Raw genomic sequence first — 26700 nt, forward strand, 5'->3', positions numbered from 1 at the left:
TATACTGATCGGACAGTTGCTTTAGTTGAATATCGTGATGGCTCAATCATTGATACTATCAAGCAAGTTAAAGACTAGGTTTCATAAAGGTCAATTCTAAAATTTAGACTATATTAAAATACACGATTTCGAAATTTATTCGGAATCGTGTATTTTGTTTTGACAGTATCGCAATTTTATTAGTTATAGAAGAAAACTTTTCTGAATGTAATAAGTCAAACTACATTTTAACAGAAGGTACCCTGCTATTTTTTATTTTCTCTACAAATACTTTATATTAATGTGAAAAAACTTATTAACTTGAAAAACTGTTACATTTAGTTTTAAATAGACTTAATAGCTTTTTATAGGGGAGTATGGCATGGCAGATAAAGGTTTGTTACTTGTCCTTTCGGGTCCTTCTGGAGTTGGTAAAGGAACCGTTAAAAGTGCAATAGTTGAGAATAAAGTTTTCCCGTTTGAATATTCGGTGTCAATGACAACGCGTAAGCCGCGGCCGGGCGAAGTTGATGGCAAAGATTATTTTTTTGTTTCAGAAGAACGTTTTAAGCAAGCTATTAACCATGGCGAACTTCTAGAATATAATAGATATGTGAACCATTATTATGGGACACCTCTTGCACCGGTTGAAAAAATGCTGGAGCAGGGAAAAGATGTTTTGTTAGAGATTGACGTTAATGGGGCGCAAAAAGTGCGTGAAAAAATGCCGGATGGTGTCTTTATTTTCTTAACACCACCGGATCTGCACACTTTGCATGAACGTTTGGAAAATCGCGGTACAGAATCAGAAGACGTTATTATGGGACGCATTAAACAAGCCAGAGAGGAAATCTTGGTAATGCAGGATTATGATTATGCGGTTGTCAACGATCAAGTGGCAAATGCTGTTCATCATATCAAGGCAATTGTTGATGCCGAGCATGTTAGCGTTAAACGGGTAATTGATACTTACCGAAAAATGGTCAGGGAGGACTAATTTATGAGAGTTACATATCCATCAATTGACAAATTATTAGCACGTGTTGATTCGCGTTATTCATTATCAGTGCTGGCAGCAAAAAGAGCACACGAATTAGAAGCTGGCGATCCTGAAGCATTAAAGAGCTACAAGTCGCAAAAGGCTGTCGGTAAGGCGCTGGAAGAAATCGAAGCCGGGAAAGTTACCGTTGATCCCGAACATCGCGAGGTTAATCAATAAATTGGTTAAATTTTATGGCCTTCATCCGCAAGTGATGGAGGTCATTTTTTTCAAGGTGATTAAATGATTGCGCAAGTAATTGTAGATATTGCAGCCAAGCAAACGGATCGAATTTTTGAATATCATGTTCCAGATGAAGTTGGCGAAGTTGAGGTTGGCTCACGAGTTTTTGTGCCGTTTGGTCCGCGTAAATTGCAGGGCTTTGTGGTTGGTTTGACTGATAGTAGCCAGTTTCAAGGCAAATTAAGGGACCTTTTGTTAGTTGTCGATGAAATGCCGCCTTTGACCCCGGAATTAGTATCATTATCCAAGGCACTGGCTGACCGAATTTTTTCGTATCGTATTACGCTTTTAAAAGCGATGTTGCCCCGAGTGATGCGCGCAAATTATCGCAAAATTTTAGTTCCTGTGTCTGCTAAAGCCAAGGCAATGTCCTTTTTTCAAGGCGAGCCGCTCGATTTAAGTAAAATTACTGCTCCAAAAGAAATTGCTGCCATCCGCAAATTGTTGCGCAGTGATGATGCTAAGATTGAATATGTGGTAGAAAATCGGGCTAAGGTTAAGACGCAGAACCAATATACTGTGCCGTTATCTAAAAAAGATTACATTGACCTTTACGAATCATTACGGCAAAATGCAATTAAGCAAAAACAGCTATTGATGGCAATAATTGAGAATTATTCGGCTTTTCCGATGTTGCAGCAGCAACTAGAGCAGGCAGCACAAGTTAGCACGGCAGCCTTGACCAGTGCTGTTAAAAAAGGTTGGCTTAAAAAGGAGCCTGTGGAAGTTTATCGTGATCCATTAGCCGATGTTAATACGAGCAACAAGCATCATCAAATTAAATTAAATGATGAACAACAAACAGCACTAGACCAGATTGTGCCGGCAATTCAAACGGCTAAACCGCAGACTTTTTTACTTGAGGGGATTACTGGCAGCGGCAAGACTGAGGTTTATTTGCATGCAATCAGTCAGACATTAATTGGTGGCAAAAATGCGCTAATGTTGGTGCCGGAAATTTCGTTAACACCGCAGATGGTAACGCAGGTTAAAGAGCGCTTTGGCGAACAAGTCGCGGTATTGCATAGTGGCTTATCTGAAGGTGAATTGTATGATGAGTGGCGGCGGATTCGCCGCGGCGAAGTTCGCGTGGTTGTTGGTGCTCGCAGTGCGGTATTTGCGCCTTTAACTAATATTGGCTTAATTGTCATTGATGAGGAGCATGAGTCTTCTTACAAGCAGGAAGATAATCCCCGCTACCATGCCCGTGATGTTGCTATTTGGCGCAGTAAGTACAATTCTTGTCCGCTGGTACTGGGCAGTGCTACACCATCACTTGATAGCCGTGCACGCGCGCAAAAGGGTGTTTATCAATTATTAAAATTGACTAAGAGAGCTAACCAAAAGAACCTGCCTGAAGTTAAGTTAATCGACCTCAAGCAGGCTGATTTTGCTGGTGGGCAATTAGATCTGACCGTGGAATTGATTGATGCAATCAAGAGTAGGCTTGCTAAGAAGGAACAAGTTATTTTAATGCTTAATCGGCGCGGTTTTGCCAATTTTATGTTGTGTCGTGAATGTGGTTATGTCATGAAATGTCCTAATTGTGACCTGTCGCTGACGATGCACAAGGATACTGGGCAAATGCAGTGTCATTATTGTGGGTATACAATACAAATCCCGAAAAAGTGTCCTAATTGTCAGAGTTCTAAGATTCGTTTTTTGGGTACTGGCACGCAAAAGGTGCAGGAAGAATTGAATGCATTATTGCCAGGAGCAAGAATCTTACGGATGGACGTTGATACAACCAGGCGCAAAGGAGCATTTAAGCGTATTCTGGATTCATTTGGCGAGCATGAGGCAGATATTCTGCTGGGAACCCAAATGATTGCCAAGGGATTAGACTTCCCTAATGTTACACTAGTTGGGGTGGTTAATGCCGATACTGGGCTATGGCTGCCGGATTATAATGCTTCTGAGCGGACATTTGAATTGTTAACGCAGGTTGCTGGCCGGGCTGGTCGCGCTGAAAAAAAGGGTGAGGTCATGATTCAGACCTTTAATCCAGATCACTATGCAATTGCACTGGCACAAACGCAGGATTATGAACGTTTTTACGCTTATGAAATGCAGATGCGGCATGCGGGCAACTATCCGCCGTATTTTTACACTGTTTTAATCTCAGTCGCAGCCAAAAAAGAGCAGAACGCGGCTCGGGAAGCATTTAAGATTAAACGCCGACTGCAAGCTAATTTGCATCCGGCAACGATTGTCTTGGGTCCGACACCGAGTGCAATTTCTCGCTTAAAAAACCAATATTATTATCAAATACTGGTAAAATATAAAAAAGAAGCCAACTTAAATAATTTATTACACCAAATTCAGGACTCAGCACAGGAAGTAAAAAAGTACGGCCTAAATGTGTATATCGACAACGAGCCTGAGCGAATTATGTAAAGGAGAATCGCAATGACATCAGTTATTTTTATGGGGACGCCCGAGTTTGCAGTGCCGATTTTACGGGCATTAGTAGACCATAATTACGATATTCAGGCAGTTGTTACGCAGCCTGACAAGAAAGTCGGACGTAAGCAGAAGATTACCCCAACACCGGTTAAGGTTGCTGCAGAAGAACTTAACCTGCCGGTCTTTCAACCAGTGAAATTGTCGGGTTCACCAGAAGTAGAAGAATTGATTGGCTTGCATGCTGACCTAATTATTACCGCAGCTTACGGGCAATTCTTACCAAGCAAATTTTTAGAATCAGTTAAAATTGCAGCGGTTAACGTGCATGGCTCATTATTACCGAAGTATCGCGGCGGCGCGCCAATTCAATACTCGCTAATTAATGGTGATTCTGAAACTGGAATTACCATCATGGAAATGGTTAAGCAAATGGACGCTGGTGATATTTATGCTCAAAAGGCTCTCAAAATTGAACCAGAAGACACCACAGGTAGCGTGTTTGCGAAGTTATCATTATTAGGTCGGGATTTATTGCTGGCAACTTTGCCGCAAATTATTGCTAATCCAGACCAAAAGACGCCGCAGGATACCAGCAAGGTTGTCTTTTCACCTAATATTCAAAAGCAGCAGGAGCAAATTAAATTAACGCAGACAGCAACGCAAGCGAATAATTTAATTCGCGGACTTAATCCAGATCCAGGTGCTTACTTGTCAGTTGCTGGTAAACGTCTAAAGGTCTGGCAGGCAGAGGTTAGTCAAGAAACAACAGACCTAGCAGCTGGTAAGTTAGTTGCCAATGACGACCGATTTGCGATTAGCTTTGCAGAAGGCACGGTGCTTAACTTAGTTGAAGTCCAACCAGCAGGCAAAAAGAAAATGACCGTTAACAATTTTCTAAACGGTCAAGGCAGTAAGTATACAGTAGGAGAAAAAATTGTCGACGACTAAAAGTGCGCGGGCAGTCGCGCTAGAAACCTTAATTCGCATTTTGCGTGATGGCTCATACTCAAACATCAGCTTGAATAATAGTTTGCGGCATTCGCAACTAAGCCAGGCTGACCGTAATTTTTGTACCCGGTTAGTTTATGGGACAATTCAGTATAAGATTTACCTGGAATATCAGCTGCATGACTTGGTTAAAACTAAGCTTAAAGAAGATTACCTGCTGCCGCTTTTATTGATGTCAGCCTACCAAATCCTATTTTTGGATAAGGTGCCTAATCGGGCTGCAGTTAATGAGGCAAATCTCTTGGCTAAACAATTCGGTAAGCCTCATTCAACTGGCTTTAAAATCGTTAACGGTATTTTGCATGCCTTAATTCGTCGTGGACCAGTATTGCCAGATAAGCAGGACTCAGTTCAATATTTAAGCGTGAAAGAAAGCGTGCCCGAATGGTTAGTCCAATATTTAATTGCTAATTGGGGAATTGAACGCACAAACAGTATTTTAACTAGTATTAATTTGCCTGCTAAAAATACGGTGCGTGTGGCACGCGTAGCTGATTTCGAAGAAGTAATTAAGAAGCTGACAGAATTAGGCTTTGAGCCAGAAAAATCAGCTATTGCAACTGATGAGCTGGTTTTGGCTCGCGGCGGCGTCAGTGAAACATCGTTATTTAAAGATGGTAAATTGACAATTCAGGATGAAGCTGCTAGTTTAGCAGTAAGTGCTTTCAATTTTGTTGGAGAAGAAGAAGTCCTAGATGCTTGTAGTGCACCTGGCGGAAAAACCGTTCAAATTGCAGAAAATTTAACCACTGGTCATGTGACCGCGCTTGATATTCATGAAAACAAGTTGCGGCTAGTTAAGCAAAATGCTGACCGAATGAACGTCAAAGATCGGGTTATCACGAAGGCAATGGATGCCCGCAAGGCTGATCAAATTTTTGAACAAGGACAATTTGCCAAAATTTTAGTTGATGCGCCGTGTTCAGGTCTAGGTCTTTTACGACGTAAGCCGGAAATTCGCTATACTAAGAATTTGAATGATTTGACTAACTTGCAAAAGGTGCAGCTGGCATTATTGGACCATTTGAGTGGACTTGTGCAAGCAGAAGGCGAACTGGTGTATTCTACTTGTACGATTGCTGTTGAAGAAGATGAAGCAGTCGTCAAGGAATTTTTAAAGCAGCATCCTGAATTTGAATTGCAGGCATTTAAGGCGGGAGAAATTGACGCACCTGATGGGATGCTTAAGATTTTACCTGATAGTTACGGCAGTGACGGCTTCTTCATTGCTAAGTTTGTAATGCGAGGTTAGAGTTTTGATTAAAACAGCATACGCTTCAAGTATTGGTCGAATACGAAAAAGCAATCAAGATTTTGTACGAGTTTTTCAAAATAAAAGTGGCGCGACTATGGCAATTGTTTGTGATGGTATGGGCGGTCATCAAGGGGGAGATGTTGCTTCCACAATGGCTGTTAGCCATTTAGGTCACAACTTTAGCATAACCGATTTTACAGACTGTGAGAGTGCGCGTAAATGGCTTAAAGTACAGCTTAATTCTGAAAATGAAACTATCTTAAAAACTGCTGATCGCTTTCCCGATCTAAACGGCATGGGGACAACCATTGTTTTGGCGGTTGTTTTTGCTGAAGAAGCGTTAATTGCTCATTTAGGCGATTCGCGTGCTTATAGTTATACTGAAGGAAAATTTAGCCAATTAGTTGAAGACCATTCGCTGGTTAATGAACTTGTCAAAATGGGTCAAATTACTAAGCAGCAGGCAAAGCACCATCCTCAAAAAAATATCATCACGCAAGCACTTGGCGTTTCCAGCACGATTGAACCAGAATTTAAGCAAATAGAACTACATGATGATGACGTGATTTTGCTATGTACAGATGGGTTAACCAATTCGCTAAGTGATCCCCAAATTCAACAAATTTTGGCCACTAAAGAGCTGTCTTTAAAGGAGCGATGCCGTAAATTAATCAATGAGGCTAACCGTTTAGGTGGCGGCGATAATATTACTGTCTGTCTTATTGTTAATGAGGGCGGTGAGAAGCAGTGATTGATAAAGGGTATTTGTTAGGCGATCGTTATCGAATTATTGACACGCTGGGCGAAGGCGGGATGGCTAATGTTTACTTAGCTGAAGATATTATTTTGCAACGAAAAGTTGCAGTTAAAATCTTGCGAATGGACTTGCAGCGTGAGCCACAAACTCTTGCTCGATTTCAACGTGAGGCATTAGCTACTAGTGAATTAAGTCACCCCAATATTGTCATGGTACTTGATGTGGGAACCGATCATGGCCTGCCCTATATGGTAATGGAATACGTTTCGGGACCAGATTTAAAAGAATACATCCGCCAAAATTCGCCGCTGGACTTACACGATGTAATTCGGATTATGGACCAAATATTAAGTGCCATGACCCTAGCTCACAAACATAATGTTATTCACCGTGATTTAAAGCCGCAGAATATTCTCATGGATAAACGGGGCAATATTAAGATTGCCGACTTTGGCATCGCTGTCGCCTTGAATCAGAATTCTATTACCCAGACTAATTCCGCAATCGGTTCGGTTCATTATATGTCCCCAGAGCAAACACGGGGAGGACTAGTAACCAAGCAGTCTGACTTGTATTCGCTGGGTATTATCCTTTATGAATTGATTACTGGTACAGTGCCCTTTAACGGTGATACAGCTGTTGCTATTGCCTTAAAGCATGCCCAAGAGCCGATTCCATCAATTAAAGCTAAAGATCCTAAGGTCCCGCAAGCATTAGAAAATGTGGTCTTGAAGGCAACTGCTAAGGATCCGCGAGATCGTTACAGTACTGCCAAAGAGATGAAGGCTGACCTAGATACTAGCCTTGATTCTAGCCGTGCAGATGAGGCAATTTTTGTTCCCAATCATGGTCTTAATAATGATGAAACCATTGTGTTGCCTAATTTTAAGCCAAGTCGAAAGTTACAGGCTACACAGCAAGACTTAGATAAAACCTCGGAAAAGCCGCCAACTAAAAAAGCCAGCCTATTAGCTAATTTACGCCAAAATAAGTGGTGGTGGTTATTTATTGCCATTGCTGCGGTAGTAGTAGTTGGGCTGTTGCTTTTGGTTCTTAATAGTCATGAAGATGTTCGTGTTCCAGATGTAACTAATTTAACTGAAAAAAGTGCCCGTGCCCAACTTGAAAAGGTCGGCTTAAAAGTCGGTCATATTAAACATAAGAGTTCAGACAGTATTAATCGGGGACGAATAATTGAAACGTCCCCGCCTGCCGGCTCGCAAAGCAAGAAGGGGCATGTAGTTGATCTATATGTTTCTGATGGTGCGGGGATGGTGCGCGTACCTGATGTTACTGGTGATGACTATAATACCGCGACTGCTAAGTTGCAGAAGTTAGGTTTTGATGTCATTAAAGATAGTCAATATTCGCCTAATGTGCCGCCTGATCATGTAATTAGCCAAAGCATTGCTGCTGATGTTGAAGTTAAGCCAAGTCAAACCACAGTGACCTTGGTCGTATCTAAAGGCCGCGATGACGGCGTTAAACGTGATTCGATTAAGTTAGGGAATTTAAAGAATTACACGCTAAAAGAAGCGCAAGAATATGCTCATAAGTATGGTTTGACTCTGCAAGTGACCTCAACATATTCTGATAAAGTCAAAAAGGGTAAAATTATTTCAATGAGTCCAGCTGCGGGCACGCAAGTATTGCGTAACAGTACAGTTACAGTGAGCCTGTCAGAGGGACCAAAGGAAGAAAAAGATTCCTCGACAATTAAGACTTTTACCGTTAACTATGATTCTGAAAATAGTGCTGGCAGTCACGGCAATCACGTTCAAATCTATGTTTCTGATGATAATCATTCTCTGAGTGATATTTACCGTGACTTGTATATTAAGCACAATACTAACTTTTCAATTCCATTTTCGCTAAAAAATGGTACTGGTAGTTTGCGGGTTGTGCGTGATGGGCAAACTGTATTAAATGAAAAGGTGAAATAAATGACTAAGCAAGTCGAAGGAATTGTTGTGGGTCTGATTGCTGGCTTTTATGATGTGCAGACAGAATCTGGAATTGTACGTACAAGAGCACGTGGTGTTTTTCGTAAAAATAAGGAAAAACCAACGGTTGGCGATCATGTCCAAATCCAGATTGACGATCAAGGAACCAGTTATTTGGTTGCAATTATGCCGCGGCAAAACCTGATTGGGCGTCCAGCTTTGGCAAATGTAAATCATGTTCTGCTAGTTATGTCTGCCGTTGAGCCGGATTTTTCTTTGCAGCTGCTTGATCGGTATTTGACGTTTTTTTCATGGCAAAAGGTCGCGGTTAGTATTTACTTGTCAAAAAGTGATATTGTCGATACTGATAAGCTGCAAGAAATTAAGCATGAGCTCAATTATTATGCCGCAATCGGTTACCCGGTTTATGATGATTGGTCTAAGTTAGCGACTGAATTGCCCAAGGCAATCACTCAAGACCAGATTTGGACACTAGCAGGACAGTCTGGGGCTGGTAAGTCAACCTTGATTAATCATTTAAAAAAGGATTTAAAGCAAGAAACTGCCGCAATTTCAACCAGTTTGAATCGTGGCAAACACACGACCAGAACGGTTCAATTATTTAGCCTAGGTCAAGGCTTTTTAGCTGATACACCGGGATTTTCGGCGATTGACTTCACACCGATAAAGCTGAATGAATTATGTAATTATTTTAGTGAATTTAAAAAGGCCAGTGTTAATTGTAAGTTTCGTGGTTGTCAACACCTTAAAGAACCCGGTTGTGCGGTTAAAGAGCTTGTGCAAGAAGGCAAGATTCGTCAGAGCCGTTATGATGATTATTTGATGATGCGTAATGAGATTGCCAATGGTCGCATGCCTGAATATTTGAAATAAGGAGAAAGAATGTTAATTGCCCCCTCGATTTTAAACGCCGACAATTTAAACCTAAAAAGTGAGATAGCAGCAGCTGTTGCTGCAGGAATTAGTCGCTTTCATATTGATATTATGGATGGTCATTTTGTGCCGAATTTGTCTTTTGGACCACAGTTAGTTAGCGACTTTAAGCGTGAATTCCCTGATATTACTGCGGAAATCCACTTAATGAGTGACAAGCCGGAAGTGTTTGTTCCGGCTTTTGTTGAAGCTGGAGCTGATGTGGTTGAACTTCATTATGAAGCTATGCCTGAAGCGGAATTAACTAAGTGGCTGACTTATTTAAATGACCGCCATGTTAAGGCTGGACTAGTCCTTAATCCTGATACACCGGCAGCTGTTTTGTCTAAGTTTGCGCCTAAGCTTGATCAAGTATTGTTAATGACGGTTTATCCTGGGTTTGGTGGTCAGAAATTTATACCAGAAATGTCTACTAAAATTAAGCAGGTCAATGAATTATTGCAAGAAAAGTTGCCAATTGAAGTCGATGGTGGTATTAATGTTGAAACAGCCCAAGTTGCTCAAGCTGCTGGGGCAAGTATTTTTGTTGCTGGCTCGTATTTGTTTGGTAAAGGGCAGGTTGCTAAGCAAGTTGCAGAATTAATGGCGGTTTTAGGATGAGAGCAGTTGCGTTACTGGGCGGTCCAGAAGCAGAATGGCCGCAGGAGATTAAGCAGATTTTGACAGCAGCACAAGAACAAGGGGATTTGTTAATTGGTGTTGATCGTGGCAGTATCCTGCTTGAACAGTTGGGTTTTACGTCTGACTTAGCAGTTGGTGATTTTGATTCCTTAAAAAGACAAGAATTAACTAAGATTGCCTGTGATGTGCCAGATGTGCGTTATTCGGTCCCTGAAAAAGATTTTACCGATACAGAACTAATGATTAGGGCTGTTTTTAACGATTATCAAGTTGAGAAGTTAACCCTGTTAGGAGCTACTGGCGGGCGAATCGATCATTTTCTCGTAAATTTGTTAATGCTGCTGAATCCAGCAGTTAATCGGTTTGCAGAACAAGTTCAAATTTTAGACCGGCAAAATTTGATTAACTTTTATAATCCTGGTAAACATGTAGTAGCACGGCAAGAGGGTTATACCTATTTTGGTGTTGCAACATTAACAGCAGTAGAGCAGCTTAAGATTGCTAATGCAAAATACAATTTAGCTGATTATCAGAATTCGTATCCTGTGTCGTTTGGTTCCAATGAATTTTTACCGCAGGCAGATTCATTTAATTTATCTTTTGCTAAGGGGACAGTTGCTGTTATTCAAGCTAAAGATATTGACCGTTATCAAAATATTTAACTAAAAAAGCCAATTCCTAGTAATACTAAGAATTGGCTTTTAATTTAGGATAATAAAAAAACTGCTAGAAATTAATCTAACAGTTTCTTAAGCGTATTAGACACGAGTCACTTTACCAGACTTCAAAGTCTTGGTTGAAACCCATACACGCTTTGGTTTACCATCAACAAGAATACGAACTTTTTGAAGGTTTGGCTTCCAAGCACGACGAGCTGAATTCAATGAGTGAGAACGTGTGTTACCAAAAGTGGTCTTTTTACCTGTAATATAATCTTTTGCCATTTGCTAAACCTCCTTTATTTGTGTTTTCATACTTATTTAAGATAGCATAACTTTTAACGTAATGCAACTGCAAAAGTATTTTTTATGAATGGATTTTGCGTTTATCTTGGTTTACTATGATAAAATAGATTCATATAAAAGAAACAATGAGACGGAGGATAAACATGGCTGTTAAAATCAAAACAAAAAATGGATTGATTGATATTTCAAACGGAGTAATCGCAACTGTCGTTGGTAGCGCAGCTACGTCTAATTATGGTGTTGTTGGCATGGCGTCCAAAAATACGATTCGTGATGGTGTTGACGTTATTTTGAACCGTGCGAATTATAAGCGTGGCGTTGTTGTTAAGTCAGAAGATAATGAAATTACGGTTGATGTTTATATTATTGTCGGTTACGGCTTGAAGATTTCTGAAGTTAGTCGTAATGTACAAGACAGCGTTAAATTCAGTTTGAAGAATCAACTTGGAATTGACACAAGAGCTGTTAACGTGATCGTTCAAAGTGTTAAAGTACTTGACGAGTAACTCAGTCGGAGGTTTAGAATATTGGTTTTAAAGGAAATAGATAGTAACAAATTTAGAGATATGGTACGGGTAGCTACTCACCGGATGGGTCGTAATGCTGAGTTTGTCAACTCACTTAATGTGTTCCCAGTTCCAGATGGTGACACTGGTACTAACATGAATTTAACTATTGAAAGTGGTGCAAAGGCCGTTGCTGAGAATCCCAGTACGAGTGTGGGCGATCTAACTGAAAGTTTAGCCAAAGGAATGCTCATGGGAGCACGAGGCAATAGTGGCGTTATTTCTTCACAGCTCTTTAGAGGGCTCTATAAGGCTACTCAAGGCATGAAGACTTTAAACGCTCAAGAATTGGCTAATGCGTTTTCTAATGGTGTCGCAACAGCTTATAAGGCTGTGATGAAGCCCGTTGAAGGAACAATCTTAACGGTTGCGCGTGTAGCCGCTCAAGAAGGGGCAAACAAGGCCAATGAGACGGATGACGTTGAAGAAGTCATGGAAGCAATTGTTGATGGTGCAAAGAAGTCTCTGAAGACCACACCTGATCTATTGCCTGTCTTAAAACAAGTTGGTGTCGTTGATTCTGGTGGTCAAGGTCTGCTCTTTATCTATGAAGGCTTTTTGGAAGGTATCTTAGGCGAGAACTTTGCTGATCGTTACCAACCAGATGAAGGCGAAATGGATGAAATGATTAATGCCATGCACCACCAATCAGTGCAAACACAATTATCAACACAAGATATTGAAAATGGTTATTGTACTGAGATCATGGTCGATTTGACCGCTGATATTCCTAATAAAAAACCATTTAATCTTGAAGAATTTAGAAATCACCTGTCTGAAATTGGTGATTCACTGCTAGCTGTTTCTGATGATGAAGTTGCTAAGGTGCACGTTCATACTGAACACCCCGGTGAAGTTTTTGCATACGGCAGTCAGTTTGGTCAATTGGGTAAGATCAAGATTGACAACATGCGGATTCAGCACGAAACAATTGTCAATGATAGTAATGAACAACAGGAGAGTGTTGATTTTGCGGTAATTGCTGTTGCTTCTGGTAACGGGGTGCGCAAGTTATTCGAAAGCGAAGGCGTTAACCGAATTATCTCTGGTGGTCAGACGATGAACCCATCGACGCAAGATATTATTGATGCCATTAAAAAGTCTGGTGCGCAAAAGGCAATCGTTCTGCCAAACAACGGCAATATTGTGATGGCTGCCAAGCAGGCCGCTGAAGTCAGTGATATTCCTGTTGGCATTGTGCCAACTAAGACGATTTCACAAGGGTTAACAGCAATGCTCTCCTTTGATCCGGACTTATCAGTTGAAGAAAATGTCGACAGTATGACTGAAGACCTTGAAGCTGTGGTTTCTGGTGAAGTTACACAAGCTAACCGTGATACCACAATTAACGATGTTGAAGTTCATGCTAATGACTATCTTGGAATTATTGACGGCGATATTGAAGTTGACCATCCTGACCTAGTTACTGCGACAGTTAACATGATTGAAAAGATGCTGGATGAAGATTCTGAAATTATTACAATCATGTTTGGTCGGGATTCTAACAAGAAGCAGGCTGATGAAGTTGTAGCTAATTTAGAGGCAAAACACGATGACTTGGAATTTGAAGTTCATGATGGCGGTCAGCCAGTTTATAATTTCTTGATTTCTGTTGAATAAAAGATGAACACAAAAGCATTGTTTGCTCCGGTAACAGATTTAAAAGGAGTAGGTACTAAGACAGCTGCTGCCTTAGGCAGCTTGGGTATTTATAGTATCTATGACCTGCTATTCTATTTTCCGTTTCGTTATGATGAACTTCAAACAATGCCTCTTGACCAGATCATGGATGGCCAGAAGGTAATGTTAAAAGGCATTGTAGCTACAGAAGCTTTTGTTAGCCGTTTTGGTTATAAAAAGAGCCGGCTTAGTTTTAAAATGCGGATTGACCATGATATTGTCATGGTCAATTTTTTTAATCAGCCATGGTTAAAGGATAAAATTGAAGTTGGTAAGGAAGTTGCCGTTTACGGTAAGTATACCGTGGCACGGCAAAGTCTATCAGGCTTCAAGTTTGTCGCGGCTAAGGAAAATGACAGCGGCATGGCGCCGATTTATCCAGTTAATCGGAATTTGCGCCAGAAAAAATTAGTTGAACTAATTAATCTAGCATTAACTGATTATTTGCCACTGGTTGAGGATGTGGTACCTGATGAGGTCAGGCAAAAATATCGCCTGTTAACTGATCAGGTAATTATTGCCAAAATGCACCACCCAAAAAATGGACGCGAAGCTGAATTAGCCAAAAGAAGTGCAATTTTTCGAGAATTTTTCATTTTTCAAATTGAGTTAGCCCAGCTTGCTCAGGGCAATGCAAAACATCACGGTATTGCCAAAAAATATGACCTGAAAGAAGTTGCCAAACTGACAAAATTGTTGCCTTTTGAGCTATCGGCGGATCAAAAGCAGGTAGTTAACGAAATATTTGCGGATTTACATTCAACTAGGCAGATGCAAAGGCTACTGCAAGGGGATGTTGGTTCTGGTAAAACCGTAGTTGCCGTTTATGCGATTTTTGCGGCGGTCACAGCCGGCTTTCAAGTAGCTTTGATGGTGCCGACCGAAATTTTGGCAACGCAGCACTTTAAGAAAATTGATGAATTACTTAGACCATTGGGAGTTCGTGTCGCCTTATTGACAGGCACGACCAAGACGCTGGAGCGGCGAGAAATTTATCGCGAGTTAACTGATGGTACGATTAATGTGGTGATTGGGACCCATGCTTTAATTCAATCTAAGGTGATTTTTAAAAAATTAGGCTTAGTAATTATTGATGAGCAGCATCGCTTTGGTGTCGGTCAGCGGCAAGCGCTAATTAATAAGGGAGCAAGTCCGGATGTCTTAGCAATGACGGCAACGCCAATTCCGCGGACACTCGCCTTAACGGTTTATGGCGAAACAACAGTCTCGGAAATTCGTCACCTGCCGGCTGGTCGTAAACAGATTATTTCAACTTGGAAGACCAGCAGTCAAATGGATGAAGTTTACCAGTTAATGCATCAGCAGCTTGAGCAAGGCTTTCAGATTTATGCGGTAACACCGCTGATTACTGAGTCTGAGGCCGTCGACTTAAAAAATGCTGAGCAATTATATACCAAGCTTAGCCATGATTTTCCTAAGCAAAAAGTTGTATTGCTTCATGGTCAAATGCCAGGGGCTAAAAAAGATGAGATTATGACGGAATTTGCAGCTGGCGAGATTAATATTTTGGTTGCAACAAGTGTAATTGAAGTTGGTGTTGACGTTGCTAATGCAAATATGATGATAATTTACAATGCTGATCGCTTTGGCATTAGTCAATTGCACCAGTTGCGTGGTCGGATTGGTCGAGGTAAGACGCAGAGTTATTGCGTTTTTATGGCTGATCCAAAAACTGACGCTGGCAAAGCACGAATGCAAATTATTTCTTCAACGACCGATGGCTTTAAATTGGCTGAAGCAGATCTGAAAATGCGGGGTGAAGGTGACCTGTTTGGCAAGGCTCAATCAGGATTACCCGAATTTCAGGTTGGCAATGTCGTTAATAATTATGAGACACTGGTAGTTGCTCAAAATGTGGCAAAATCCCTAATTGAGCAGGATCCGGAATTGGCAGCTGCAGATCACCAGACTTTAAAAGAAGTGCTGGAATATAAGCAGCTGCAGCAAGAACGAACATAGAAAAGATTGTGGTAGATAAATGAGAACAATTGCAATAGATGCGATGGGCGGCGAAAATGCCCCTAAGGCAATCGTGAAGGCTGTTTTACAAGCGAAGGCAGAATTAACCCAAACAAGATTTATTTTGTTTGGTAATGCCAAGCAGATTAATAAATTAGTTGGTTCTGATAAGGAGCGAGTTGAAGTAGTTGCGACAACTGAAGTTATCAACGATGAAGACGAACCAGTAAAGGCAATTCGCAGTAAAAAAGATTCTTCTTTGGTAGTAGCTGCTCGCTATGTTAAAGAGGGCAAGGCTGATGCATTACTATCTTTAGGTAATACTGGGGCATTGTTATCCTGCGGGATTTTTATTATTGGTCGGATTAAAGGAATCGCGCGACCAGGTTTAATGCCAACTTTACCAGTTAAAAATTCTGATGATGGTTTTAACATGATTGATGTTGGTGCTAACGCTAAGAGTAAGCCCGAATACATTTTGGCTTGGGCACGCATGGCCGTTTATTATGCAGAGAAGGTTCGCGGGATTACTAATCCGCGGGTTGCTTTACTAAATAATGGTGCTGAAAGCGACAAGGGCGATGATGTCCACCAAGCCGCATACCAGCTCTTGCTTGACAGCGACCTGAACTTTGTTGGTAATATTGAAGGCAATGAGTTACTTGAAGGTAATGCTGATGTTGTGGCTACCGATGGTTTTACTGGAAATGCTGTTTTGAAGAATATTGAAGGTACTTCCAGCGTCTTAATTCATTTACTTAAAGACAGCTTGTTAAATAATGGTCTTAAAGCAAAAGTCGGTGCTTTATTAATTAAAAATGCGCTGAAGGGCTTAATTTCAAAATTTGATACAGCTAAATATGGTGGTGCCGTTTTGCTTGGGGTAAATGCGCCAGTAGTTAAAACCCACGGTCGTTCAGATCAACGAGCAATCTATTTCACTCTTAAACAGATTGATAAAATTTTGTCTGAAAAAATTATTGATGAATTTAAAGCAGAATTTTCCGCTGCTGAATAATTAATTAAGGTATAATTAAGAATAATAAGGAGATAAAAGAATGACAGAAGAGCAAATTTTTTCAAAAATTAAAGATATGTTGGCTGAAAATTTTGAAGTAGATGCAGATAAGATTACTAAAGATACTAACTTTACTAGTGACCTAGATGCTGATTCTATTGATTTAGTAGAATTTATTTTGCAACTAGAAGATGAATTTGGCGCCGAAATTTCTGATGAAGATGCTGAAAAAATTAAAACAGTTGGTGATGCCGTTAGTTACGTGGCAGCTCACCAAAATTAATTTCTAAAAAGTGATTTTGATATTTGCATGAAGCCTGTTTGATGTATATAATTAGAAATTAAATAAATTTGTTAAATATCTTTAATAAATTTTACAAAAATTGAGAGGGGAAATGACCTTTGGAAAAACAAAGTGATCTCTTGCTAGATATCCAGCATTTGCATACGGCGTACCGTCTGCATGGGAAATTTTATGATGCTGCTGATGATATAAATATTACTCTAAAGCGTGACGAAATTTTATCAGTCGTAGGTGAGTCTGGTTGTGGTAAGAGTACAATTGCCGCAAGTATTATTGGTTTGTATGACCATAAAAATACGAAAGTAACTGGGGATATTCTTTATAATGAATTGAACTTAGTTGGACTAAATGAGGCGCTGTTTAATAAAATTCGTGGTAACAAGATTGGAATGATTTTCCAAGATCCATTGGCAAGTCTTAATCCATTAATGCGGGTTGGCGACCAGGTAGCCGAAACTCTGTATTACCATACCGATATGAATGAAAAGGAACGTCATGCGCGCGTTATTGAGTTATTTAATCAGGTAGGTATGCCTAAGCCTGAAGAAATGTATTCAATGTATCCACATGAATTATCTGGTGGTCTGCGTCAACGGGTCGTAATTGCAATGGCTGTTGCATGTAAGCCTGAAATTATTATTGCTGATGAGCCAACAACTGCTTTGGACGTAACGATTCAGGCTCAAATTTTGGACCTGTTGGAAGATATTCAAAAGCAATCACATTCCGGCATTATTTTAATTACGCACGACTTAGGCGTTGTTGCTGAAACAGCTGACGAAGTTGCTGTTATGTATGGCGGACAGGTTGTTGAAAAAGCTGATGTCAAGACGATTTTTAATCATCCATTGCATCCATATACGCGTTCGTTATTGAATTCAATGCCACAATCAGATGATGAAAGTGAAGATTTGCATGTTATTCAAGGAACAGTTCCATCATTGCAAAATATGCGGCGGACAGGTGATCGGTTTGCGCCAAGAATTCCGTGGATTCCTGAAAGCGATCATGAAGCAAATCCAGTGATGCATGAAGTTGAGCCGGGACACTGGGTTAGATGTACATGCTGGAAGACCTTCCACTTCCAAGATCAAGATGCTGCAGTAAGTGGGGAGTAATTTATGGCTAAAGAAATTATTCAAATAAAAAACCTAAAGGTTCATTATCCTATTCGGAGTGGTTTTTGGAATAGAATTACTGATTATGTGCGTGCCGTTGATGACATTAGTATCACGATTAATGAAGGTGAAACTTACGGTCTAATTGGTGAATCTGGTTCTGGTAAATCAACTACCGGTAAGGCAATTGTCGGAGTTGAACCTGTTACTAGTGGTCAAATTATTTATAAAGGCGTTGATGTTACTAAAGCTAAAAACAGACGCCGGTTGAACTACAATAAAGATGTTCAAATGATTTTCCAAGATTCAATGTCTAGTTTGAATCCCCGTAAACGAATTGAAGATATTATTGCAGAACCAATTCGTAACTTTGAGAATTTAACGACAGATCAAGAACGTGATCGGGTGCAGGAATTATTGGATATTGTTGGAATGCCAAGTGACGCAATTTACAAGTATCCGCATGAATTTTCCGGTGGTCAAAGACAGAGAATCGGAGTTGCCCGTGCCGTAGCGACAAATCCAAGGTTGATTGTAGCGGATGAACCTACCAGTGCTTTGGATTTGTCGGTTCAAGCTCAGGTTTTGAACTTTATGAAGCATATTCAGCAACAATATAATATTGCTTACCTGTTTATTTCTCATGACTTGGGTGTTGTTAAGCACATGTCTGAAAACTTGGCTATCATGCACCGGGGGCGTTTAGTTGAAATCGGTACGCGTGAAGATATTTATAATAATCCAATTCATATTTATACTAAACGGCTGCTTTCCGCAATTCCTAAGGTTGATGTTGAACATCGTGAGGAACACAAGCAAGAACGTAATCGAGTTGAACAGGAATTTCAAAACGATCAAAGTGCTTGGTATGATAAAGATGGTCGTGTTTATCCGTTACAACACGTTTCTGGCAAGCACTTTGTTGCCTTGCCGCCAGAGCAAGTAAATCAAGAAAAGGAGAGTGACTAAAAATGTGGAAAACAATTCTGAGACGTTTTTTGGTTATGATTCCGCAAATTATTATCTTGAGCTTTTTAGTCTTTGTTTTGGCTAAAATGATGCCTGGTGACCCATTCAGTGGTCAAATTAACCCAAACACTGACCCTAAGCAGCTAGCTGCTTTAAAACAGGCAGCAGGCTTGAATGATCCAATTCCAGTGCAATATGGTCGTTGGGTTGGTAACTTATTCCGAGGCGACTTAGGAACAAGTTACATTCAACACGTGCCGGTTGTTTCATTAATTGCTGACCGTGCAGTTAATACCTTCTGGCTGTCATTACTGTCAACTATTATTACTTATGCAATTTCAATTCCAATGGGAATTACTGCTGGTCGTCACCAAGATGAATGGCAAGATCAAGCTGTTGAAATCTTTAACTATGTTACTTATGCAGTACCGCCATTTGTTTTTTACATTTTAGCTATTTGGCTGTTTGGTTTCACCTTAGGTTGGTTCCCAATTTCAGGGTCAGTTGCTGCTAATGCCTCAGGCTTCTGGGGAACAATTGGTAGTCAGTTCTATCACATGCTGCTGCCGGCAATTTTGACAGCGGTTGTAACAACTACCAGTATTGTGCAGTACCTGCGGACAGGAATTGTCGATAATAAGGTTGAAGATTATGTTCGGACAGCACACAGTAAGGGTGTTCCCGAAAATGTCGTCTTTAACAAGCATATTTTGCGTAACTCATTATTGCCAATTGCTTCTAACTTTGGGACAGTAATTACTGGACTGCTCAGTGGTTCAATGATTGTTGAATCTGTCTTTAGTTATCCCGGAATGGGTAAACTCTTCCTTGATTCAATTTCTCAACGTGATTATACGACATTAACCGCCTTGATTTTGATTTTTGGTATTTTAACTTTATTAGGCAACTTGCTCTCAGATATTATTATGAGTATTGTTGACCCAAGAATTCGGGTTAAGTAGGGAGGAGCGAGTACAATGGCTAAAAATAAAGAAAAAACACAAGAAGACCAGAAGGTATCACGCCCAGCTCCTGCATCTGGATTTAAGATTGCAATGCATGAAATTAGACATGATAAAGTTGCCTTTACTGCTGCGATTATTATCATTTTAATTTTGCTGTTCACCTTTGGTGGATCGATGTTTTTACACAAGTCACAAGTTACAGAGATTAACATTGTTGACGCCTACTATGGTTGGGGTCAAAATGGGCACATTTTTGGTACTGATGACGGTGGTCGTGACATTTTGAAGCTGCTGATGATGGGTGGCCGTAACTCAATTATGATTGGGGTTGCTGTTACCGCAGTTGTTGAAATTGTTGGTTTGTTAGTTGGACTAGTATCCGGTTATTACGGTGGTTATATTGATTCAATCATCATGAGAATTGTTGACTTCATCCAAGTTTTGCCTAAATGGCCAATCATGATTGTTCTTGTAACAGTTATTCCTAACTACAATGCAGTTAGCTTGGTTTGGATTATCTCAATGTTTGCGTGGCCAGCGACAGCACGTTACTTCCGTGCCTTTATCCTGTCGCAGCGTGAGCGTGATTATGTTTTGGCTTCGAAGACTTCAGGTTCTTCTGATTTGAAGATTATGTTTAGAGAAGTGTTGCCAAACATTACCTCAATGATTATTATTGATGTGGTTTTGACAATTGCCGGAAACATCGGTGTTGAAACAACTTTATCCTTCATTGGTTATGGATTGCCAACAACGACACCTTCACTTGGTACGTTGATTGGATTTGCTAACGACCCAGTTAACGTTGTTAACCGTCCATGGTTATGGCTGCCAGCGACAATATTGTTATTAATGATTTCATTGAGTATTAACTATGTTGGTCGTGCTTTGCAGCGTGCTGGGGATGCTCGTCAACGAGAAAATTAGTCTAATCAAAAGCTTTACTTTAACAGTAAAGCTTTTTTTATGGTCTAAAATCCTAAGTTAGATATGAAATAAACATAAGATCAAAATTAAAGCACGATAAAATAATTTGGAATGCTATCTAGATATGCTAAAATCTATGTATTAACTTATTCCAATTACATGTAGATAGAGAATAGAATGGTTAGGAGTAATTATTTTATGAAAAAGTCCAAAATACTTAGTTCAATTGGAGTTGTTACAGCAGCTGCATTAACCTTAGTAGCTTGCGGTAAAAGTGATAATGGCAGCAGCAATCAAGGTGCAAATACAGCCAGCAAGTTTTCTGAATCAGTGCCTAAAAAAGCTGCTAAACAAGGTGGTACTCTGAAGGTTGCTGTTAGAAGCGATACTCCTTTTACCGGAATTTTTTCAGATGAATTATATACTGTTCAAACTGATGCACAGGTTGCTGAACCTGGCGAAGAAGCCTTGTTTGATACAGATGATAATTTCAAGATCAATGATAAAGGTCCTGCAACCTTGAAGCTGAATGTTCAGGATAAAACTGCGACAATCACGGTTAAAAAGGGTGTCAAGTGGTCTGATGGCAAACAGGTAACTGCTAAGGATTTGGAATATTCCTATGAAATTCTAGCTAACAAGAAGACTGCATCACAACGTTATAGCAGCCAATTAGAGAATATTGAGGGCATGAAGGAATACCATAATGGTCAAGCCAAGACTATTTCTGGTATTGAAATGCCAGATGGTGAAAATGGTCGCCAAATTGTGCTTCATTTTAAGCAAATGAAGCCGGGAATGTACAATAGTGGTAATGGCTACTTTTGGGAAACAGCAGCACCATACCATTATCTTAAGGATGTACCGTTTGATAAGCTGCAATCTTCAGATAAGATTAGAAAGCATCCAATGTACTTTGGACCATTTAAATTGGCTAAATTGGTTCGCGGCGAATCAGCAACTTGGGTACCTAACAAATACTATTGGCGCGGCACACCAAAGCTGGATAAAATTGTAATTTCAGTTCTTTCTTCTAACTCGACCTCGCAATCAATTAAGGACCACAAGTTTGATGTCGTTAATGCAATCAATACTCAATGGGATCAGGTTAAAGATACCAAGGACGTAAATTTTGTTGCCCAAATTCCAATTCAATACAATTATCTTGGTTTTAAGGTTGGTAAGTGGGACGCCAAAAAAGACAAGAACGTGATGGATCCGAAGTCCAAGATGAATAACAAGGCATTGCGGCAAGCGATTGGTTACGCGATGAACGTTGATGCTGTTGATAAGCGTTATACTGAAGGCTTAAGTTTCCGTGTACCAACCCTAATTCCTGAACAGTTTGGCGATTACTTTGATAAAAACGCTAAAAGCTATTCTTATAACTTAAAGAAGGCTAATGAAATTTTAGATAAGGCTGGATATAAGAAGAAGGGCAAGTGGCGTGCCCAACCTAATGGCAAGCCGCTAGTTATTAATTACATGACCAGACAAGGTGATTCTACTAAAGAGCCAATTCAGCAGAATTACATTCAACAATGGCACAAGATTGGTTTGAATGTTAAATTACTTGGCGGTCGCCCAACTGAATTCAATTCCTTTGAAGATAAGCTGCAACATGATGATCCAAGTGTCGATATGTTTGAAGCTGGTTGGGGCTTAGCTAGTGAGCCATCACCTAATAATCTGTATGGTGAAACTTCACCGATGAACTATTCACGGTTTGTGACACCGGAAAATACTAAGTTATTGTCTGAAATTGATTCAACCAAGTCATTTAATCATAAGTATCGCGTTCAAAAATTCCATGAATGGCAAGAGTACATGAATGACCAAGCATATACTATCCCTACTGATAATTCGTACACGATTTATGCAATCAATGATAAAATTACCGGTTATTCACTAAGACCTTCGCAAAATAGCAACGGCCACCAATTATGGGGTCAAGTTGGCTTTATTAAATAATTAAATATCATTTTCAAGAATCCTAAGAGTAAAATCTTAGGATTTTTCGTTAGGCTTTGTTAAATAATTAAAAATATATTTAATTATATATTCATAAAGCTGTTGATTTTTTAATAAATCATGCTAAGATTTAATTATTAGCTTGTTTCGAAAGATAGATATTACAATTAGAAGGTGTGTGTTTATGAAAAAGACAAAATTATTGAGTTCAATTGGAGTTGTTACGGCAGCTGCTTTAACATTAGTAGCTTGTGGTAAGAGCAACAATGACAGTAATGAAAATGCCAAGACTGCAAGTAAGTTCCCAGCAGCAACTCCTGTTAAGACTGCTAAGCAGGGCGGAACTTTAAAGATTGCTGAAAGTACAGATACCCCATTTACTGGTGTCTTTAGTCCAGAACTATCAATGAGTCAAATTGATACTGATATTATGAGTCCAGGTGCTGAATCGCTGTTTGATACTGACGATCACTATAAGATTAATGATAAAGGTGCAGCAACATTAAAGTTAGATCGTAAAGCCAACACCGTAACAATTACAGTTAAGAAGGGTGTTAAGTGGTCTGATGGTAAGCAGGTAACTGCTAAGGATATTGAATATGCTTATGAAATTATTGCCAACAAGGATACTCAATCACAAAGATATTCTAGTCAATTTAATATTATTAAAGGTATGAAAGAATATCATGAGGGCAAGGCTAAGACTATTTCAGGAATTGAAATGCCAGATGGTGAAACTGGTCGTGTAGCTGTATTACACTGTACAGAATTGAAGCCAGGTATGACTAATAGTGGTAACGGTTATTTTTGGGAAAATGCCGTTCCATATCATTACTTAAAGGATGTTCCGTTTAAGAAACTACAATCTTCTGATCAAATTCGCAAACACCCATTATTCTTTGGACCATTTAAACTGGGTAAGTTAGTTAGAGGTCAATCAGTTAGTTGGGTACCTAACAAGTACTATTGGCGCGGTAAGCCAAAACTAGACAAGATTATTTATCAAGTTGTTGCACCAACTTCAGTTACGCAATCAATCAAGAGCCACAAGTTTGATATTGCAGAAGTTGTCAACGATCAATGGAATGATGTCAAGAATACTAAGAATGTTAACTTTGTTGCTAAAATTCCTCTAGCATATTACTATTTAGCATTTAAGGTTGGTAAATGGGATGCCAAGAAGGCTAAAAATGTTATGAACCCTAATGCTAAGATGAATAATAAATCTTTGCGTCAAGCGATGGCATATGCAATGAATACTGATTCAGTTTATAAGCATTATACCCACGGTTTGAGTTTCCAAGTGCCAACTTTAATTCCAGCACAATTTGGTGATTACTTCGATAAGGATGTTAAGGGATATACTTATAACATCAAGAAGGCCAACGAGATTTTGGATAAGGCTGGATATAAGAAGAAGGGCAAGTGGCGTGTACAACCTAATGGTAAACCACTAACTATTCATTTCTTGGCAATGTCGGGTAAGGCTACTCAAGAACCAATTATGCAAAATTATATTCAACAATGGAATAAGATTGGTTTGAACGTTAAATTAGTTGGCGGTCGTTTAACTGAATTTAATTCCTTCTATGATAAAGTTCAACATGACGATCCAGGTGTAGATATGTTTATGGCTGGCTGGACAATGTCTTCTGAACCTTCACAACAGCAGTTGTACAGTGAAGGTACAATGTCCAACTACTCAAGATTTGTTACGCCAGAAAACAACAAATTATTGGAAGAAATGGACTCACAAAAGGCCTTTAACCACAAGTATCGGGTACAGAAGTTCCATGAATGGCAAAAATATATGAATGATGAAGCATATGTTGTGCCAACATATAACTATTACTCAGTTAACGCAATTAATGATAAAATAACTGGTTACTCATTGAAGCCATCACAAGATAATAATGGTTATCCATTATGGTATAACGTTGCCTTCACCAAGTAATTATAAATCTCTAAATCCTAAGATTAAGTTCTTAGGATTTTTTGTTTGCAAAAATAATTTTACTTTTTATTAAATTAATATTAATAATTATATTGATTTTTTAATTTTTCATGGTAATATTTAACTATTAACTTGTTTCGAAAAAATCATTAAATGATAATAAGGAAAGGTAGCTTATTATGAAAACAAACAAAATTTTAGGCTCAATTGGAGTAGTTACAGCAGCTGCCTTAACATTGGTAGCTTGTGGTAAGAGTAATAATGACGATAATACTAAGACTGCAAGTAAATTCCCAGAACAGGCACCAGTTAAAACTGCTAAACAAGGTGGCACAATTAAAGTCGCAGAAGAAACAGACACACCTTTTACAGGAATTTTTAATGAAGAATTAGAAATGAGTCAGATTGATAGTGATATTGCCAGTCCTGGTCAAGAATCATTATTCGATACTGATGATCACTATAAGATTAATGATAAGGGTCCAGCCACTTTGAAACTTGATCGTAAAGCTAACACTGCAACGATTACGGTTAAAAAAGGTGTTAAGTGGTCCGATGGTAAGCAAGTAACTGCTAAGGACATTGAATATGCTTATGAGATTATTGCCAACAAGGATACTCAATCACAAAGATATTCTAGCCAATTTAACATCATTAAGGGTATGAAAGAATACCACGAGGGCAAAGCTAAGACTATTTCAGGAATTGAAATGCCCGATGGTGAAAATGGTCGTGTAGCTGTATTGCACTGTACAGAATTGAAGCCAGGTATGACTAACGCAGGTAACGGTTATATTTGGGAAATGGCTGCACCATATCACTACTTAAAGAATATTCCGTTTAAGAAGCTGCAGTCGTCTGACCAAATTAGAAAGAAGCCGTTATATTTTGGACCATACAAGGTGCAAAAGATTGTCCGTGGTCAATCAGTCAGCTGGGTTCCAAACAAGTATTACTGGCGTGGTAAGCCAAAGCTAGACAAGATTATTTATCAAGTTGTTTCGCCTAACTCAGCTTCGCAATCAATCAAGAGTCAAAAGTTTGATGTAACTAGAGTGGTGAACGCCCAGTGGAATCAGGTTAAAAACACAAAGGGTGTCAACTTTGTCGCTACTGTGCCATTATCTTACTACTACCTTGGTTTTAAGGTTGGTAAGTGGGATGGCAAGCAATCAAAGAATGTAATGGAAAAGAATCCTAAGATGACTAAGCCATTGCGGCAAGCCATTGGTTACGCCATGAACGTCAACGCTGTTGATAAACGTTATACTCAAGGCTTGAGCTTCCAAGTACCAACTTTAATTCCAGCCCAATTTGGCGATTATTTTGACAAGGATGTTAAAGGTTATTCATATAACTTAAAGAAAGCCAATGAGATTTTGGATAAGGCTGGATATAAGAAGAAGGGCAAGTGGCGTGTTCAACCTAATGGCAAGCCATTAACCATTAACTACTTAGCTAAAACTAATGCAGATCTTGGTTCTATTAAGGAATCAATTACTCAGAATTATATTCAGCAATGGCATAAGATTGGCTTGAATGTTAAATTAGTTGGCGGTCGTTTAACTGAAATGAACTCATTCTACGATAAGGTTCAACATGATGCAGCAGGAATTGATATGTTTGATGCTGGTTGGACTTTATCTAGTGAACCTTCACAAACTCAATTGTACAGTGAAGGAACAATGTCCAACTATGAACGATTTGTTACCCCAGAAAACAACAAATTATTGGAAGAAATGGACTCACAAAAAGCCTTTAACCATAAGTATCGGGTACAGAAGTTCCATGAATGGCAACAATACATGTTTGATCAAGCTTATGTAATTCCAATGGATAATTCATACCAAATTGATGCTGTTAATAATAAGCTTACTGGTTATTCATTGAAGCCATCATTAATGAATAATGGGCACCAACTATGGGGTCGAGTAGCATTTGTTAAATAATAAATGTTATAGTTAAAAATTATATAAATATAGTAATGAGCACGTCGATATAGTAATCACGTGCTTTTTTGCTTTTTAAGGATAACTATTGTTGTAATTGCTTTCTTTTTCATTTTATCGGGCAAAAAC

23 protein-coding genes are annotated in these 26700 nt (G+C 39.4%); 22 read left to right on the plus strand and 1 reads right to left on the minus strand.

Going from position 1 to position 26700, the window contains the following annotated elements:
• The first annotated feature begins 361 nt into the window (after window positions 1-361).
• The 10 genes from gmk (at window position 362) to PT281_RS04010 (ending at window position 10867) form a co-directional block, all read left to right on the plus strand.
• Entirely contained in the window at window positions 362-976 is a 615-nt protein-coding gene (gene gmk / locus PT281_RS03965; RefSeq protein WP_277152266.1) for a guanylate kinase, read from the plus strand.
• A gap of 3 nt (window positions 977-979) precedes the next feature.
• A complete protein-coding gene (gene rpoZ / locus PT281_RS03970) occupies window positions 980-1198 on the plus strand; it encodes a DNA-directed RNA polymerase subunit omega (RefSeq protein ID WP_277129468.1) in 219 nt (72 codons plus the stop codon).
• Between the two features lie 63 nt (window positions 1199-1261).
• The gene (gene priA / locus PT281_RS03975) at window positions 1262-3658 is read left to right on the plus strand and encodes a primosomal protein N' (RefSeq protein WP_277152268.1); all 2397 of its coding nucleotides are present in this window, start codon (window positions 1262-1264) and stop codon (window positions 3656-3658) included.
• Window positions 3659-3670: 12 nt separating this feature from the next.
• Entirely contained in the window at window positions 3671-4615 is a 945-nt protein-coding gene (fmt, locus tag PT281_RS03980; RefSeq protein WP_277152270.1) for a methionyl-tRNA formyltransferase, read from the plus strand.
• Window positions 4602-5927 carry a 16S rRNA (cytosine(967)-C(5))-methyltransferase RsmB gene (gene rsmB / locus PT281_RS03985; RefSeq protein WP_277152272.1) on the plus strand — a complete coding sequence of 442 codons (1326 nt, stop codon included), beginning with the start codon at window positions 4602-4604 and terminating at the stop codon, window positions 5925-5927. The genes fmt and rsmB overlap by 14 nt, the downstream gene beginning before the upstream one ends.
• Window positions 5928-5931: 4 nt before the next feature.
• Entirely contained in the window at window positions 5932-6681 is a 750-nt protein-coding gene (locus PT281_RS03990; protein WP_277152274.1) for a Stp1/IreP family PP2C-type Ser/Thr phosphatase, read from the plus strand.
• Window positions 6678-8630 (plus strand): Stk1 family PASTA domain-containing Ser/Thr kinase, encoded by a 1953-nt coding sequence (gene pknB, locus PT281_RS03995; RefSeq protein WP_277152276.1) that lies wholly within the window; start codon window positions 6678-6680, stop codon window positions 8628-8630. The genes PT281_RS03990 and pknB overlap by 4 nt, the downstream gene beginning before the upstream one ends.
• The gene (gene rsgA, locus PT281_RS04000; RefSeq protein WP_277152279.1) at window positions 8631-9524 is read left to right on the plus strand and encodes a ribosome small subunit-dependent GTPase A; all 894 of its coding nucleotides are present in this window, start codon (window positions 8631-8633) and stop codon (window positions 9522-9524) included.
• 9 nt (window positions 9525-9533) lie between these two features.
• Window positions 9534-10184: a ribulose-phosphate 3-epimerase gene (gene rpe, locus PT281_RS04005; protein WP_277152281.1), complete on the plus strand. Its 651-nt coding sequence runs from the start codon at window positions 9534-9536 to the stop codon at window positions 10182-10184.
• Window positions 10181-10867, plus strand: coding sequence for a thiamine diphosphokinase (locus PT281_RS04010; protein ID WP_277152283.1), 687 nt, complete (start codon window positions 10181-10183; stop codon window positions 10865-10867). Before rpe ends, PT281_RS04010 begins: the two co-directional genes overlap by 4 nt.
• 96 nt (window positions 10868-10963) lie before the next feature.
• Here PT281_RS04010 and rpmB read toward each other — a convergent pair whose 3' ends face one another.
• Window positions 10964-11149, minus strand: coding sequence for a 50S ribosomal protein L28 (gene rpmB, locus PT281_RS04015; protein ID WP_277129477.1), 186 nt, complete (start codon window positions 11147-11149; stop codon window positions 10964-10966).
• Window positions 11150-11313: 164 nt separating this feature from the next.
• On the opposite strand from rpmB, the gene PT281_RS04020 reads away from it, so the two are divergent.
• From PT281_RS04020 to PT281_RS04075, 12 genes are all read left to right on the plus strand, one after another.
• Complete coding sequence (locus PT281_RS04020; RefSeq protein ID WP_277152285.1) at window positions 11314-11676, plus strand: Asp23/Gls24 family envelope stress response protein; 363 nt, start codon at window positions 11314-11316, stop codon at window positions 11674-11676.
• A 21-nt stretch (window positions 11677-11697) separates the two neighbouring features.
• Window positions 11698-13356 (plus strand): DAK2 domain-containing protein, encoded by a 1659-nt coding sequence (locus PT281_RS04025; protein ID WP_277152287.1) that lies wholly within the window; start codon window positions 11698-11700, stop codon window positions 13354-13356.
• Between the two features lie 3 nt (window positions 13357-13359).
• Entirely contained in the window at window positions 13360-15396 is a 2037-nt protein-coding gene (recG, locus tag PT281_RS04030; protein WP_277152289.1) for an ATP-dependent DNA helicase RecG, read from the plus strand.
• A gap of 19 nt (window positions 15397-15415) precedes the next feature.
• Window positions 15416-16414 carry a phosphate acyltransferase PlsX gene (gene plsX, locus PT281_RS04035; RefSeq protein WP_277152291.1) on the plus strand — a complete coding sequence of 333 codons (999 nt, stop codon included), beginning with the start codon at window positions 15416-15418 and terminating at the stop codon, window positions 16412-16414.
• Window positions 16415-16454: 40 nt separating this feature from the next.
• Window positions 16455-16697, plus strand: coding sequence for an acyl carrier protein (gene acpP / locus PT281_RS04040; protein ID WP_277152293.1), 243 nt, complete (start codon window positions 16455-16457; stop codon window positions 16695-16697).
• Window positions 16698-16816: 119 nt separating this feature from the next.
• Window positions 16817-17836, plus strand: coding sequence for an ABC transporter ATP-binding protein (locus PT281_RS04045; RefSeq protein ID WP_277152295.1), 1020 nt, complete (start codon window positions 16817-16819; stop codon window positions 17834-17836).
• Window positions 17837-17839: 3 nt separating this feature from the next.
• Window positions 17840-18805: an ATP-binding cassette domain-containing protein gene (locus tag PT281_RS04050; RefSeq protein ID WP_277152297.1), complete on the plus strand. Its 966-nt coding sequence runs from the start codon at window positions 17840-17842 to the stop codon at window positions 18803-18805.
• Between the two features lie 2 nt (window positions 18806-18807).
• On the plus strand, window positions 18808-19767 hold the full coding sequence (gene opp4B, locus PT281_RS04055) for an oligopeptide ABC transporter permease (protein WP_277129485.1): 960 nt from the start codon (window positions 18808-18810) through the stop codon (window positions 19765-19767).
• A gap of 15 nt (window positions 19768-19782) precedes the next feature.
• On the plus strand, window positions 19783-20697 hold the full coding sequence (locus tag PT281_RS04060; RefSeq protein WP_277152299.1) for an ABC transporter permease: 915 nt from the start codon (window positions 19783-19785) through the stop codon (window positions 20695-20697).
• Between the two features lie 198 nt (window positions 20698-20895).
• Window positions 20896-22668 carry an oligopeptide ABC transporter substrate-binding protein gene (locus tag PT281_RS04065; RefSeq protein ID WP_277152301.1) on the plus strand — a complete coding sequence of 591 codons (1773 nt, stop codon included), beginning with the start codon at window positions 20896-20898 and terminating at the stop codon, window positions 22666-22668.
• 184 nt (window positions 22669-22852) lie between these two features.
• Entirely contained in the window at window positions 22853-24622 is a 1770-nt protein-coding gene (locus tag PT281_RS04070) for an oligopeptide ABC transporter substrate-binding protein (protein ID WP_277152303.1), read from the plus strand.
• Window positions 24623-24801: 179 nt separating this feature from the next.
• On the plus strand, window positions 24802-26571 hold the full coding sequence (locus PT281_RS04075; protein ID WP_277152305.1) for an oligopeptide ABC transporter substrate-binding protein: 1770 nt from the start codon (window positions 24802-24804) through the stop codon (window positions 26569-26571).
• Window positions 26572-26700 lie beyond the last annotated feature (129 nt).

The organism is Lactobacillus sp. ESL0701 (assembly GCF_029433445.1).
Lineage (GTDB): Bacteria > Bacillota > Bacilli > Lactobacillales > Lactobacillaceae > Lactobacillus.

Excerpts from the sequence above, each read along its gene's own strand:
- fmt (WP_277152270.1), top strand. The coding sequence starts at position 3,671 with ATGACATCAGTTATTTTTATGGGGACGCCCGAGTTTGCAGTGCCGATT.
- rsgA (WP_277152279.1), top strand. The coding sequence starts at position 8,631 with ATGACTAAGCAAGTCGAAGGAATTGTTGTGGGTCTGATTGCTGGCTTT.
- PT281_RS04075 (WP_277152305.1), top strand. The coding sequence starts at position 24,802 with ATGAAAACAAACAAAATTTTAGGCTCAATTGGAGTAGTTACAGCAGCT.
- opp4B (WP_277129485.1), top strand. The coding sequence starts at position 18,808 with ATGTGGAAAACAATTCTGAGACGTTTTTTGGTTATGATTCCGCAAATT.
- priA (WP_277152268.1), top strand. The coding sequence starts at position 1,262 with ATGATTGCGCAAGTAATTGTAGATATTGCAGCCAAGCAAACGGATCGA.
- PT281_RS04070 (WP_277152303.1), top strand. The coding sequence starts at position 22,853 with ATGAAAAAGACAAAATTATTGAGTTCAATTGGAGTTGTTACGGCAGCT.
- rpoZ (WP_277129468.1), top strand. The coding sequence starts at position 980 with ATGAGAGTTACATATCCATCAATTGACAAATTATTAGCACGTGTTGAT.
- PT281_RS04060 (WP_277152299.1), top strand. The coding sequence starts at position 19,783 with ATGGCTAAAAATAAAGAAAAAACACAAGAAGACCAGAAGGTATCACGC.
- rpe (WP_277152281.1), top strand. The coding sequence starts at position 9,534 with ATGTTAATTGCCCCCTCGATTTTAAACGCCGACAATTTAAACCTAAAA.
- recG (WP_277152289.1), top strand. The coding sequence starts at position 13,360 with ATGAACACAAAAGCATTGTTTGCTCCGGTAACAGATTTAAAAGGAGTA.
- rpmB (WP_277129477.1), bottom strand. The coding sequence starts at position 11,149 with ATGGCAAAAGATTATATTACAGGTAAAAAGACCACTTTTGGTAACACA.
- PT281_RS04065 (WP_277152301.1), top strand. The coding sequence starts at position 20,896 with ATGAAAAAGTCCAAAATACTTAGTTCAATTGGAGTTGTTACAGCAGCT.
- PT281_RS04050 (WP_277152297.1), top strand. The coding sequence starts at position 17,840 with ATGGCTAAAGAAATTATTCAAATAAAAAACCTAAAGGTTCATTATCCT.
- acpP (WP_277152293.1), top strand. The coding sequence starts at position 16,455 with ATGACAGAAGAGCAAATTTTTTCAAAAATTAAAGATATGTTGGCTGAA.
- PT281_RS04010 (WP_277152283.1), top strand. The coding sequence starts at position 10,181 with ATGAGAGCAGTTGCGTTACTGGGCGGTCCAGAAGCAGAATGGCCGCAG.
- gmk (WP_277152266.1), top strand. The coding sequence starts at position 362 with ATGGCAGATAAAGGTTTGTTACTTGTCCTTTCGGGTCCTTCTGGAGTT.
- PT281_RS04020 (WP_277152285.1), top strand. The coding sequence starts at position 11,314 with ATGGCTGTTAAAATCAAAACAAAAAATGGATTGATTGATATTTCAAAC.
- plsX (WP_277152291.1), top strand. The coding sequence starts at position 15,416 with ATGAGAACAATTGCAATAGATGCGATGGGCGGCGAAAATGCCCCTAAG.